Source organism: Maritimibacter dapengensis (assembly GCF_019218265.1).
Classification (GTDB): domain Bacteria; phylum Pseudomonadota; class Alphaproteobacteria; order Rhodobacterales; family Rhodobacteraceae; genus Maritimibacter; species Maritimibacter dapengensis.
This window is the reverse complement of the sequence record NZ_JAHUZE010000001.1, coordinates 634,656-648,381: the sequence shown is the minus strand read 5'-3', so window position 1 is coordinate 648,381 and position 13,726 is coordinate 634,656. Positions and strand designations below refer to the sequence as shown.

The following is a 13,726-nucleotide window of genomic DNA, read 5'->3' as shown; positions in this document are numbered from 1 at the left end:
ATCAATCCCCTTGCAACGCCCGCGCCAGCTTCAATGCCTGCGACGTTTCTTTCGTATCATGCACCCGCAATATGTGCATCCCGCGGGCCGCGCCGTAAAGCGCCACGGCGAGCGAGCCGCCCAATCTGTCCTTCGCCGCCTCTGCATCGCCGATCACACCGATGAAACGCTTGCGCGACGCGCCCAGCAAGACAGGCAATCCAAGGTCGTGAAACACCGTAAGGTGGCGAAGCAGGGTCAGGTTGTGGTCCAGCGTTTTTCCGAAACCGATGCCAGGGTCGGTCACGATCCGCTCGCGCCTGACACCCCTCGACGTGGCGAACGCAATCCGCGCCATGAGGTGATCCATCACCTCACCGACCACATCCTCGTAGGTCGGGCGGATCTGCATGGTCTCGGGCAGCCCCTTGGCATGCATAAGACAGACCGACACGTCCCGTTCCGCACAGAGGTCGGCCAGTTCCGGGTCGAATTCGAAGGCAGACACATCATTGACCATGTTGGCCCCGGCGTCGAGCGCCGCGTCCGCCACCCGCGCCTTGCGCGTGTCGATCGAGATCGGCGTCGAAATCCCCGCCTCCCTGATCGCGGCGATGACCGGAACAACCCGCGCAATTTCCTCGGCTGCCGGCACCTCGCCCGCTCCGGGACGTGTGCTTTCACCGCCGATGTCGATGATGTCACATTCCCCGGACATGATACGCGCCCGCGCAACAGCCACGCCAAGATCGCTGTGGTCCCCACCATCCGAAAAACTGTCCGGCGTCACATTCAGAATGCCCATCACGCGCGGGCGGTCGAGCGTCAGGCCGCACAGGTCGGGCCGCGGTTCCGATATCCGCGCAAGGGTCGTCTCATCGTCCGGTCCGTGGACGGTGTCAAACCAGAGGCCCGACATCCCCGCCAGCATTCTCGCGCCGGCAGGGCGATGGCCGGTGCCTGGCGTCGCCTCTGCCCATCGGCTCATAATGTCTCCCCGACCGCGAGACTTCGTGTCGGCAGGTCCGACTGCGGTGCCGCACCGCCGACCGACAGGATCTCGTCGGCCTGCATCAACGCGGCAAACCACGCGGTCATTGCCAGAGGGTCGGTCACATCGACATCCGCCCCATCGACGGCATCCAGCACGATCTTGTAGGGCGCCCAGACGCAGATCTGACCATGCTTCATAGCCCAGTCGAGTTCGGTCCGCGTGCCGACCACGACGCAACGACGGTCCCGCGCAGCAAGCACCCAGGCGTTCACCTCGTAGGCCAGAAGCGAAATCCGCCGATCCGGCAGGGCACGGCCGGTCTCGGCCATCGTCCCGTCCGGCGGCCCTACGCACAGGATCGCAGGCGAGTCCCCTGCCTCCAGCGCATCGAGAAGCCCGATCAACTCGGCGCTGCGGATCGCCTCGTTCGACAGGTGAACGACGACCGGATGCGGAATGTCCTCCGCCGAAAGCGACACCGGCGCCGCCTGCCCCGGCGTGCGAACGATTTCGACGCCGAGCGCCCCGGGACCACGATCGAGCTTTTCGATACGCACGAACACCCGAAGCGCCTGTGGCTCGTTGAGAATGCGGTCCGCGACCCGTTCGGCCAGGGTCTCCAAAAGGTTGAGCCGCTCGGCACCAAGCTCAAGCGCGATGGCCTCGGTGATCGTGTCGTAGGACAGGATCCTGTCCACATCGTCGTCGAGCGGCGCCTGCGGTGGCTTGACCTCGACAACCACGTTGAAACGCAGCCTTTGCGACGTGCCCCGCTCCTGCTGAAACGCGCCGATATCGGCCTCGACCACGTGATCCCGCAACGAAATCCGGTCGGGTGGCGTCGTCGGCTGGCCGTCCGCTTCGGCTCTTACTTCGGGATGTTCGAAGGCCAGACGGGATTCAGATGGCATGGCAGTCTCCTTGGCGGCTGACACTGCCCGCGATCAGAGCGAATGGAAAGTGGGAAATCAGCGATAGAAGCGGTGCACACCGATCTGTGCCGTCTGAGACAGGCGCGACGCCCAACGCGGATTCACCCCGGTCGTATGGTAGAACGTTGCGCCCCCGGTCAGCGTCCGCGGCGCGCCGTCGAGCATCGCGCGAGCGACCTTGCCCATACGCGCGTAGGCGCGCGGTTCGGCGACATGTTCGGGCCGCCCGTCGCAGGCATAGGTGAATTGGCAACTCAGATGCCGCGCAGCGCCTTGCTTGATCACACCACAGACTGAATTCGGGAACCTTGGGCTCTCCACGCGGTTCAGTATGACCTCCGCGACCGCGAATACGCCGTGATGAGACTCACCGCGCGCTTCAAAATAGAGCGCTTCGGTCAGACATTGCCAGGCCGGGTCGCCCTGCTGCACATCGGGCTGCTTCGAGAGCCAGACCTCGTCCGGGACCGTCGCGGGCGCCGCCGGGTCGGGGCGTTTGAACAACGTCCATCCCGAATGGCGTCGGGTAACTTCCTCGAGCCGGGATTCGGACAAGGCTGCGAAACTGTCGCGTTCGATGCCGGCGAGTTGTCTGAAGCTGCCTGACGGGTCCGACGTGCTGTCGGCCTGAGCCGGCACAGCCGACATCCACGCCGCCACAGCGGTTGCAAGAATTCTGAACATGAAACCGTTCCCTCGAAAAGCCTCGAATACGGCGGAGTTCTCCCCGCTCATTTGGGCGGCACCATAAGCGAAGATCCGCTTTCGGTAAAGTTTTAGCTGCCAAAATTACTTAATGCCCCGCATGAAGTATGCTGGCTCAAGTTACTCACAATATGTGTGTTTTCAGATCGCCGACTTTACGTCAGCGGGTCACGCGCGACCGGGCCGCACCGCGATCATGAATCGCAAGATGCGCAGCGGCGAGCCGTGCCACCGGCACCCGGAACGGCGAGCACGACACGTAGTCGAACCCCGCGTTCCGACAGAACGCGATGGATTCCGGGTTGCCGCCGTGCTCACCGCAGATCGAAAGGGTCGCGTCCGGATTGCTCGCGCGACCACGTTCCGCCCCCATCTGCAAAAGCTCCCCGACACCGTCGATGTCCAGCGTATGGAACGGATCTTCCTCGTAAACGCCCTGGCTCACGTATTGCCCCATGAACCGGCCCGCATCGTCGCGCGAAAGGCCATAGGTCATTTGCGTAAGATCGTTCGTGCCGAAGCTCAGGAACGCGGCATGTTGCGCAATCTCGCCGGCGCGCAGGGCAGCGCGCGGTGTTTCGACCATGACGCCGAGGCGATAGTCGAACTTAACGCCCCGCTCCACGCGCACCTGCGCGGCCACGCTGTCGATCCGGGACTTCACGATTTCCACTTCCCGCTTCGCAGACACGAGCGGGATCATGATTTCCGGCACCACCGGTGCTCCGGTCTTCGAAGCTTCGATGGTCGCCTCGAAAATCGCCCGCGCCTGCATGTCGTAGATTTCCGGCACCGTGACGCCCAGCCGCACACCACGCATCCCCAGCATCGGGTTGAATTCGCTCAACGCCTCGACACGCCGGGTCACGTCGGACACGGCGAGGTCCAGCGCATCGGCAAGCTCCACCATGCCTTCACGGGCATGGGGCAGGAATTCGTGCAGGGGCGGGTCGAAAAGCCGGATCGTGACCGGAAGCCCGCTCATGATCTCGAACAATTCGATGAAATCAGCGCGTTGCATCGGTTCGATCCGGTCGAGCGCGGCCCGGCGATCTTCGGGCGTATCGGCGAAAATCATCTCGCGCATGGCCAGAAGACGTTCCTGTTCGAAGAACATGTGCTCGGTCCGGCACAGCCCGATCCCTTCGGCGGCAAAGGTTCGCGCCTTGGCGGCGTCTGCAGGTGTATCCGCATTGGCCCGAACGCCGATGTCGCGGGCATTGTCCGCCCAGCTGAGCAGTGTCTGGAACGCTTCTCCAAGGTCCGGTTCAAGCATCTCTGCCGCCCCCGAAAGCGCCTCGCCAGCCGATCCGTCGATCGTGATGACCTCGCCTTCCGCGAAGGTCCGGCCATCGGCAGTGCGCAACACCTTGTTCTTGCGGTCGAGCTTGATCGACGACGCACCGACAACGCAAGGAAGCCCGAGCCCCCGTGCGATGACCGCTGCATGGCTGGTGATCCCGCCCCGTTCGGTCAAAACCGCTTTCGCCGCATGCATGCCGCGAATGTCTTCCGGGGTCGTCTCACGGCGCACAAGGATGCAATCCTCGTCCTGTGCCGCCAGCGCCTGCGCCCCACGGGAGGTGAATACGATCTTGCCGGTCGCCGCGCCTGGGCTGGCCGCGATCCCCTTGGCAATGGCGTCGCGCGGCCCGTTCGGATCGACCTGACTGTGAAGCATTTCGGTCAATGAGCGCGGCGGCACGCGCATCACGGCTTCTTCTTCCGAGATGATCGCGTCCTGCGCGAGGGCAACCGCAATGTTCAGATTCGCGCGCGGGGACCGGCTGACCCTGACCGCATCGAGGATATGCAGCTGTTCATTCTCGATGGTGAACTCGATCTGCATTTCTTCACGCAGTCGGTTGCGGCACAGATCGCCATATCTCATCAGGTCCGCGTAGGCGGCCGGCAGCCGGTCTTCGACCGAGGGCCCGCGTTCGTCCTTGGCGAGATATATGACTTCGCGCTCGTTCTTGTCGACAAGAGCATCGCGACCCTGGCTTCGCGCCATGTAGCGGCCACGCACCTCTCGTTCGCCGCTCTGGCCGTTGACGAACTGGATGACGCCCGAGCCGGACGGACCTTTGCCGACGCCAAGGGCCATCTCTTGAACGACCAGGCCAAGCCCCGCGTCTTTCGGTGCGCCACGCGCCTCGCGCAGGAGCCGGGCCGTCGTCCCCTCCCAGGCGCGCGCCATGGAGCGCAGGACTTCCGACAGCTGATCGCCGATGTCCTGCGGAAAATACTCGTCGGTCTCTTCCTCATAAATCGTGAGCGCGTGTTCCAGAGCGCGGCCATCCGACGCCCCGGTCAACTCGAACTCGTCCGGGTCGAGCCGTGCCACATGGATCGCGTAGGACCGAATGAACCGCAGGTAGAGCGCGTTCGCCGCATCTTCGCCATGGCTTTCGGCGAGCTTGCGGTGCTTCTCGTTGTTCATCCCGATGTTCAGGATCGCCGAAGGCCCGCCCCAATCGGCATCCTCGCTCGATGGTCGGACCGACAGAAGCGGACGATCGAAGAGGCCGAGGATCGAGGGAATGTCTGGCAATTTGCCGAGCGAAATTTCACGAACCGTGTCGAAATCGAGCGCAAGCGTGCGCGGAACCGGCATGTCCAGCCGAATCAGACGCTGAAGACACTTCGCACGCCCGCCATGACGGTTCGTATCAACCGAGGCAGTCGGGGTTATCTCTGTGTAGCCGGCTCGTTCCAACACTTTCTGCACCGCAGCATAGTTTTTTTTATAACATAGTCCTAACATACATATTCACAAGAAGGACCTAACGACTACGTATTTTTACGTAAGCCGGGACTCACCCGTCGATGCGGTTAAGATCCGCGACAGACAGGCAAATGTCCCGAATTCTTGCGAGCAGGTTCAAACGGTTACGGCGCACGATCTGGTTGTCGGTATTGATCTGCACCGCTTCGAAGAAGGCGTCGATCGGTGCGCGAAGTCTGGCCATCGCGCCCATCGCGGCCGCAAAATCCTCGGCCTCCATCGCCGGTTTGATCGCGTCCTCCGCCGTATCGAGCGCTGCGAACAGCGCCTTTTCCGTGTCGTCCTCGGCGAATTTCACGTCTGCGCCGAAACTGTATTCGACCCCGTCCGCCGCTTCCGCCTGGCTCAGGATATTGTTGGCCCGTTTGAACCCCTGCGTCAGGTTCGCGCCGTCTTCGGACGCCAGGAATGCGCCCAGCGCGCGTGCGCGCTTGACCAGAAGCGTCAGGTCATCGGCATTCGGCATCGCAAGGCAAGCGTCGATCACGTCGTGACGAATCCCCTCATCGCGCAAATGCACCTTGAGGCGGTCGTGGATGAAAGCCATCAGGTCATCGCTGACATCAGGGGTATGGCCGGTGATTTCCGACAGCCATTCGGGCGCGTTGCCATCCAGCCGATCGAGAATCGTGCGCACAGCGGCGCCGAACACGCCGTGATCCGCAATCTCGCCCAGCAACTCGTCGCGCAATTCGGCCTCATCCTCGTCACGCGCGTCGATGCGATGGCGCAACAACTGCGCGTCGATCAACCGATCCAGTTGCAGGCGGAGCTCATTCGACAGGATCAGGCGGATCACGCCAAGCGCGGCGCGGCGCAGCGCAAATGGATCTTTCGAGCCCGTGGGCTTTTCGTCGATGGCCCAGAACCCCGTGAGCTTGTCGAGCTTGTCGGCCAACGAAACCGCGACCGACACCGGTGCCGTCGGCACCGCGTCATTCGGGCCAAGGGGCGCGTAATGCTCCTCGCAGGCCGCTGCGACAGCGTCCGGCAGACCTGCACTTTCCGCGTAATACCGACCCATGATCCCCTGCAATTCCGGGAATTCATAGACCATTTCCGATGCGAGGTCGGCTTTCACGCTCCAAGCCGCCTGCCGCGCTTCGGCCCGATCCGCCTGCACCATCGGAGCCAATCGCCGTGCCATCCCGGAAATCCGCGCGATACGGTCGCCCTCGGACCCGAGCTTGGCATGGAACGTCACCTGTTGCAGTTTTTCGGTCCAGGACTTCATGCCGTGCTCGCCCACCACCCGCAGATCGTTCTCCCAGAAGAACTTGGCGTCCGACAGCCGTGCTGCGAGCACTTTCTGGTTCCCGGCGAGGATCGTGGCGCCATCGTCGGCGGTTTCACGGTTCGCGACCGTCACGAATTTCTCGATCCGCCCCGTCTTGGGGTTCTTCACGGAAAAGAACTTCTGATGCTCCTTCATTGAGGTCTGAAGCACCTCCGGCGGCAGGTCGATGAACTCGGCCCCGATGTCACCCATCAGGACAACGGGCCATTCGACCAGCCCCGCGACTTCGGCCAGAAGCCCCTTGTCTTCGACGACCTCGAAGCCCTGCGCGAACGCCGCCTGCGTTGCGTCGTGCCAGATCGTCTCGGCCCGCGCCTCCGGGTTCAGCACCACGCAAGCCTTGGCAAGCTTCGCCTCGTAATCCTCGAAGGACGACACCTTGATCTCGCCGCTGGACATGAAGCGGTGGCCCTGCGTGACGTCGCCGGCCCTGATGCCGTCGATTTCGAGCGGGACGATCTCGGCCCCCTCCTCGGTCGTCAGGATGCACAGGATCGAATGCAGGGGACGCACCCAGCGCAGGTTACCTTTGCCCCAGCGCATGGATTTCGGCCACGGGAAATTGCGGATCGCGTTCTCAAGCACTTCGGCGACGATCTCGGCCGCCGGACGGCCCTTCTTCTCGATCACCGCGAAATAGACCTGGCCCTTCTTCTCATCGCGTACCTCGAGCTGATCCTTGGAAACACCAGCCCCGCGCAAAAACCCCTCGACCGCCTTCTCCGGTGCATCCACGCGCGGCCCCTTGCGCTCTTCGCGCGTGTCCGGGCTCATCGCCGGAATATCCTCGAGAGCGAGGCAAAGTCGGCGCGGCGTGGCCAGCGCATGGGCACCGCCATAGGTCAGCCCGGCCTCAACCAGACCATCGGTCACGAGGCGCTTGAGGTCCTCGCTCGCTTTTTTCTGCATCCGCGCCGGGATTTCCTCGGAAAACAGTTCGATCAGAAGATCGGCCATGTCGTGGTCCACGCCTTTTTTCGCCCCTTGAGGCAGTCCGGGCCGGAATACCCAAGGGGCGGCGCAACGTCCAGTGGGTGACGCGGATTAAGGCGTCAGGCGAAGCGTTTGAGGCGACGTTCCCAGGCAGTCGAGAAATTGCCGGCCAGCGTGTGCATCGACCCGCTCGAACAGCGTGGGATGATCCGATAGACCGCCTCGACCACGCAATAGACAGCGAAGGCGATCAAACCAAGACCAAGTCCGGCCAGGAGAAAACGACCGAACGGCTGGTTGCGGACGGCCTCAAAGGCCAATCCCATTCCACCGGCCTGTGACGGATCGGCATTCCACCCGGCATAGGCGAGAAAGATCCCGATAATCGCGATGACGATGCCATGGGCCACGAGCCCGACCTTCACCGCAGGGTCCAGCTTGCGCGACAGCCGCGTTTCGCGCAGGTGTCGCTTGTAGCTCTCACGAAAACCTTTGAAGACATAATAGATGCCAGCCGCAATGGTCACGAGGCCGACTGTCGCGACCGCCCATTTGCCCCATTCGCCCTGCTGCATGAGCCATGAAGCGAGCGATTGCACACTGTCCCCACCTTCGCCGCCGCCCATCGCCTGACGTGCGGCAGAGACGCCGAGACCGACATGGATCAGCCCGGTCACGATCAGCCCGCCACGCGCGACGATGCCTTTCAGGCCCGAGCCATGGAGTTCCAGGTCGTAATGCGCCGCGATCAACCGCCAGAGCGCATAGGCGAACAAACCGACTGCCACCGCCCAGAGGACCGGAACGCCCCAGGATGTATCCCGAAGCTGGCCGAGCGCGGAGCTGGTGCCTTCCGCCTGCCCGCCGGTCCAGGCCGCCAGAACGGTCAATGCGCCGAGGATGACATAGGTCGCGGCCCGTGCGCTGTAGCCCACCCGCATGACGGGTGAGACCCACGACGGAGCAGTGTTGAGGTTATCGGTGATGGACATGGAACCCTCCTCGGCGTTGCAGACCCAAGCCTGTTGCGCCTCAAAAAGTTCCCGCGGGCGATCAGATCACTGGATCGGCTCGGACCCGTCGTCAGTGAATTGCTCGTTGAGCTGGTGCCACGCGAAGCCCCGCCCATCGGGCATGATGGCGATAACGCGATCGACCCCATCGTGGATGTTCTTCTCGCCGAGAAACGCCATCGCCTCACCCGCTTCGATGGCTTCGCCGATTTCGACCGAGTCGAAACAGTCGAACCAGCCCGGCGCGTTGAGCGGCGTGGCTTCGGCGTAGGGCTCATAGCTCTCGGACAACGCGGTATCCGACATGATGCTGGTGAAGCAGGCCCGGAACCGGATCGGGCTGGAACTGCCGTCAATCGCCTGAAGGTCGTCGACGGCAAGCGGCTCGGCATCCTGCGTCGCCATATTGACCACCGACAGTTCCACCGCGCCCGGATCGAGCCGGTCGTAATAGGCATAGACCTGCACGTAATAAAGCACCGCACCGAAAATGAGCGTCGCGACGATCACGATAATACCGACAAGCTTGCCACTCACACCGCTACCCCGGTGACGTCGGCCCCGCCCGCTTCGGTCTGCACGAACGCGTCGGCGCACAGCTTCGCGAGCGCCCGGACCCGCCCGATATAGGCTTGCCGTTCCGTGACCGAGATCACGCCGCGCGCGTCGAGCAGGTTGAAGATATGGCTGGCCTTGATGCACTGATCATAGGCCGGATGCGCCATGACGATATGCTTTCCGGTCTTCGGGTCAACCGCCGGGTGGTCGAGGATCGTCTGGCACTCACGCTCCGCATCCTCGAAATGGCGCAGGAGACGCTCGGTATCCGCCGCATCGAAGTTGTGGCGCGAGTATTCCTCCTCGGTCTGCCGGAACACGTCGCCATAGCTGAGCGGGATGGGCGATTGCGGATCGTTGAACGGCATGTCCATCACGTGGTCGATGCCCAGCACGTACATGGCGAGCCGCTCGAGCCCATAGGTCAACTCGCCCGAAACCGGGCGGCAATCATGCCCGCCGACCTGCTGGAAATAAGTGAACTGGCTCACCTCCATCCCGTCGCACCAGACCTCCCAGCCCAGACCCCAGGCGCCGAGCGTAGGGCTTTCCCAATCGTCCTCGACGAAGCGGATGTCATGAAGATCCATGTCGATCCCGATCGCTTCCAGCGAGCCGAGATAAAGCTCCTGAAAGTCCGGCGGGCTCGGTTTGATCAGCACCTGGTATTGGTAGTAGTGCTGCAAGCGGTTCGGGTTTTCGCCATAGCGGCCATCAGTGGGGCGGCGCGACGGTTGGACATAGGCCGCAGCCCAGGCGTTCGAGCCGAGAGCGCGCAGGGTCGTGGCCGGGTGGAACGTGCCCGCCCCCACTTCCATATCGTAAGGCTGTAGGATCGCGCAGCCTTTCGTCGCCCAATAGGTCTGAAGGCGCAGGATGATCTCCTGAAACGAGCGCGGCTTGTTTGTCTTGGTCTCGGCCATGTCGGTCCCTTGGATGTGACAGCGCCTCAATAGGCCCAGAGCACAAGGCGGTCAATCAACGGCCTTGTATATTGACCTCGCGCGCGGGCTGGTGTGTTACTGACCTCCGATGAATGAGACGTGAGGCCCGTCGGGGGCAGTAAGGAATTTGATGACACGCATTTTTTCCGCAATCGTGATGGCCGCGACCATGCTTTGGGGCGCGGCCGCGATGGCGCAAGACGATTTCTGGGTGCAGCTGGAAGCGAACGCCACACTCGCAGCAGCCGAGGCCTCGACCCGGGCATATGACGAACGCCTCGACAATGTCGTTGGCTTCCGGCTTGGCGCGTCCGGCTGGTATGCCACCGCGCTCGGGCCGTTTACCGAGCAGGACGCGACCAATACCCTCCTGACCTTGCTGCGCGCGAATGCCGTGCCGCGCGACGCCTATGTCAGTGACGGCGGCGCGTATAGTCAACAATTCTGGCCGGTCGGTGCCAATACCCTGCCTGCAACTCCGACAGAGACACCCGATACGATTGCCGAGGAACCGACCGAGACACCGGCTGCCGAGCCGGAGGTTGCCCTCACGACGCCGGAGCCCGAACCGGAACCGGTGATCGTCAATCCCGAAGAGACCCGCGCCGAGGCGCTTCAATCCGAGCGTCTTCTCGAGCGCGAGGCGCGTGAGGCACTTCAGGTCGCACTTCAGTTCGACGGGTTCTACGAATCCGCCATTGATGGCGATTTCGGCCCCGGCACGCGCAACGCAATGGCGCAGTGGCAGGCTGCGAAGGGCTACGAGGCGACCGGCGTTCTCACCTCGCGGCAGCGGGAAGAACTGATGACTGATTACCAGGACGTCTTCGACAGCCTCGGCCTTGCTTCCATCATCGACCGCGACGCCGGGATCGAGATCATCATCCCGGCGGCAATGGTCGAATTCGACCGCTACGAAGCCCCCTTCGCCCATTACGAAGGGGACGACGGCGTGCGCGTCGTGCTCATTTCGCAATCCGGCGGCCAATCCACGCTCTATGGCCTCTACGACATCCTGCAATCGCTCGAAGTCGTCCCGTCGGAAGGTGAACGCCAACGCCGCGAAAGCGATTTCACGATCAACGGCGCGGACAGCCGGATCGTCTCCTACACCCACGCCGCCATCGTCGATGGTGCGGTGAAAGGCTATATGCTCATCTGGCCGCGCGGCGATGAGAAACGCCGCAACATCGCGCTCGAAGCGATGCAGGAGAGCTTCACCTCCACCGGCCCGACCGTGCTCGACGACAACGCCGGCCTCGACGTCGCCATGCAATCTGTCGATCTGGTCTCCGGGCTCGAAATCCGCCGCGCCGACCGCGCGCGCACCGGCTTCTATGTTGGCTCCGGCGGCATCGTCCTGACCACCGCCGACGCGGTTGCAGGCTGTTCGCAGGTCACGCTGGACGAAAGCTACCCGGCGCAGGTCACCGCGACCGACGACACCCTCGGCGTTGCCCTCCTGACGCCCGAGCAGGCGCTCGCCCCGCTCGCCGTGGCCGCGCTTTCGACCTCCGAGCCTCGCATCCAGTCCGAGCTCGCGGTCGCTGGTTTCTCCTTCGGCGGTCGCCTGTCTTCGGCCACGCTCACGTTCGGCAAGCTCGCCGACGTGCGCGGCCTCGACGGCGAGGACAGTGTTTTCCGCCTCGACCTCGATGCGCAGGATGGCGACGCAGGTGGCCCGGTTCTCGACGACAGCGGCGCGGTGCTCGGCATGCTGCAATCCGACGGGACCGACCCCGCCCGACAATTCCCGGACGAAGTCTCCTTCGCCGCGAAAGCCTCGGCGCTCGCCGCGTTCCTGTCGGAAAACGGCGTCGATGTCGCCGCGATGGACAGCGCACAGGCGCTGTCGCCTCATGCGCTCTCGGTCAAGGCCGCCGACATGTCGGTTCTGGTCAGCTGCTGGGAATGAGCCGAACCGAAACGGATACCGAAAGGAGGGCTCCGGCCCTCCTTTTTCGTTCAGAGGCGCCCCGCCCATGACCACTGATGCACCCGTTCTTCACCTCCTTTGCGGCAAGGCCGCCTCGGGCAAGTCGACATTGGCCGCACAGCTTGCCGACGCGCCGCACACCGTCCTCTTGTCCGAAGATGCGTGGCTCTCGGCGCTCTTCGGCGAACAGATGGAAACGCTGAAAGACTACGCCCATGTCTCCGCAAAACTGCGCGCGGTCATGGCGCCGCATATCGTCGAGCTTCTGGGCGCGGGTCTGTGCGTCGTTCTGGATTTCCCCGCGAACACCAAAGAGACCCGCCAATGGATGCGCGGCATCATCGACACGTCCGGCGCGGCGCATGAATTGCATTTGCTCGACGTGGCCGATGATGTCTGCAAGGCCCGGCTGCGTGCCCGAAACGCGTCAGGCAATCATGCGTTCTCGGTGACGGATGAACAATTCGACAGGCTCGCGGCGTATTTCTCGATCCCGTCCGAGGATGAAGGTTTCACCATCCGGCATCACGCCTCCGGCTAACCCCGCAACGCGGCGTCCAACGCGGCCCAAAGCGCCTCCACCGGTTCGGTCCCGACCGACAACCGCACGAACCCCTCCGCCACGTCATCGCCCCAACGGGCGCGGCGCTCGGCGCTGGAATGAACCCCACCGAACGACGTCGCAGCGGCCAGCAGCCCGCATCCGTTGATGAACCGCTCGGCGGCATCGGCACTCTCGAGTTCAAGCCCGATCAGGAAGCCGAACCGCGTCATCTGCGCCTTTGCCATCAGATGCGCCGGGTCATCCGCGAGACCGGGGTAACGCAGGTTTCTGACCGCCGGATGCTCGGCCAGCCGCGCCGCGATCACCTCAGCACTGTCGCACATGCGCTCGAAACGCAGCGGCAGGGTTTCGAGCGAGCGATGCAGCATCCACGCCTCAAACGGCCCCGGAATGCCGCCCGCCAGCTTTCGCCACGCCGCGACCTCTTCCATAAACGCCGCATCGCGTGACGCCACATGGCCCATCAGCACGTCGGAATGCCCTCCCGGTGCTTTCGTGTCGGAGGCCACCACCACGTCGGCACCAAGCTCCAACGGGCGCTGACCGAATGGTGTCATGGTCGTGTTGTCCACGATGCTGACACCACCCGCCGCGCGCACCGCCTCGCAAAGGCCCGCAAGGTCACAGACGTCCAGCCCCGGATTAGACGGCGTTTCCAGAAAAACCAGCGCCACGCCTTCGAACCCGCCCCTGGCCATGTCCAGCGTCGGGCGCGTCACGACAGTGACGCCGAGCTTGGCAAGGAACCGATCCGCCAGTAGCCGCGTGGTGTAGTATCCGTCGGTCGGGATCACGATCCGGTCGCCTGCCTTGACCACGGCGAACAGCGCCGCCGAGATCGCCGCCATGCCGGAAGGAAACGCCAGCGCGGGCGCGTCCTCGATCAGGCTCAGCGCAGCTTCCAGCGCCTCCCACGTCGGGTTCTCGGCACGACCGTAACCCGGCACGCCCGGCGCGGGATCGCCCGGCAGGTGATACATCGACGTGAGCGTCAGCGGCAGCGCGAGCGGATCGCCCTTCTCCAGCCCCTCGCCCCTCAGATGCACCAGCTTCGCGGCCAGTTCATCGTCCCGATCCGACAT

At 63.6% G+C, this 13,726-nt stretch carries 11 protein-coding genes; 2 read left to right on the top strand and 9 right to left on the bottom strand.

Translation table 11 applies throughout. The features are described 5' to 3' along the window. Position 1 precedes the first annotated feature (1 nt). The 8 genes from folP to KJP28_RS03200 all read right to left on the bottom strand — a co-directional run bounded on the left by folP (position 2) and on the right by KJP28_RS03200 (position 10,122). Entirely contained in the window at positions 2–967 is a 966-nt protein-coding gene (folP, locus tag KJP28_RS03235) for a dihydropteroate synthase (RefSeq protein ID WP_218390789.1), read from the bottom strand. Further along, complete coding sequence (locus KJP28_RS03230) at positions 964–1,884, bottom strand: dihydroneopterin aldolase (protein ID WP_218390788.1); 921 nt, start codon at positions 1,882–1,884, stop codon at positions 964–966. Before KJP28_RS03230 ends, folP begins: the two co-directional genes overlap by 4 nt. 57 nt (positions 1,885–1,941) lie before the next feature. After that, the gene (locus tag KJP28_RS03225; protein ID WP_218390787.1) at positions 1,942–2,589 is read right to left on the bottom strand and encodes a cell wall hydrolase; all 648 of its coding nucleotides are present in this window, start codon (positions 2,587–2,589) and stop codon (positions 1,942–1,944) included. 181 nt (positions 2,590–2,770) lie between these two features. Continuing rightward, positions 2,771–5,341 (bottom strand): pyruvate, phosphate dikinase, encoded by a 2,571-nt coding sequence (ppdK, locus tag KJP28_RS03220; protein WP_336245287.1) that lies wholly within the window; start codon positions 5,339–5,341, stop codon positions 2,771–2,773. A gap of 88 nt (positions 5,342–5,429) precedes the next feature. Then, positions 5,430–7,652, bottom strand: a complete 2,223-nt coding sequence (glyS, locus tag KJP28_RS03215) for a glycine--tRNA ligase subunit beta (protein WP_218390785.1) — start codon at positions 7,650–7,652, stop codon at positions 5,430–5,432. Between the two features lie 95 nt (positions 7,653–7,747). After that, a complete protein-coding gene (locus KJP28_RS03210; RefSeq protein WP_218390784.1) occupies positions 7,748–8,620 on the bottom strand; it encodes a DUF1206 domain-containing protein in 873 nt (290 codons plus the stop codon). Positions 8,621–8,686: 66 nt separating this feature from the next. After that, entirely contained in the window at positions 8,687–9,178 is a 492-nt protein-coding gene (locus KJP28_RS03205; protein WP_218390783.1) for a DUF6446 family protein, read from the bottom strand. After that, complete coding sequence (locus KJP28_RS03200) at positions 9,175–10,122, bottom strand: glycine--tRNA ligase subunit alpha (protein WP_218390782.1); 948 nt, start codon at positions 10,120–10,122, stop codon at positions 9,175–9,177. The genes KJP28_RS03205 and KJP28_RS03200 overlap by 4 nt, the downstream gene beginning before the upstream one ends. Positions 10,123–10,273: 151 nt before the next feature. Here KJP28_RS03200 and KJP28_RS03195 point away from each other — a divergent pair, with 151 nt between their 5' ends. Together KJP28_RS03195 and KJP28_RS03190 are read left to right on the top strand one after the other, a co-directional pair. Then, positions 10,274–12,058 (top strand): serine protease, encoded by a 1,785-nt coding sequence (locus KJP28_RS03195; RefSeq protein WP_218390781.1) that lies wholly within the window; start codon positions 10,274–10,276, stop codon positions 12,056–12,058. Between the two features lie 67 nt (positions 12,059–12,125). Further along, positions 12,126–12,620, top strand: a complete 495-nt coding sequence (locus KJP28_RS03190; RefSeq protein ID WP_218390780.1) for a P-loop nucleotide/nucleoside kinase family protein — start codon at positions 12,126–12,128, stop codon at positions 12,618–12,620. On the opposite strand, the gene KJP28_RS03185 is transcribed toward KJP28_RS03190, so the two are convergent. After that, complete coding sequence (locus tag KJP28_RS03185; RefSeq protein WP_218390779.1) at positions 12,617–13,726, bottom strand: cystathionine gamma-lyase; 1,110 nt, start codon at positions 13,724–13,726, stop codon at positions 12,617–12,619. The genes KJP28_RS03190 and KJP28_RS03185 overlap by 4 nt on opposite strands.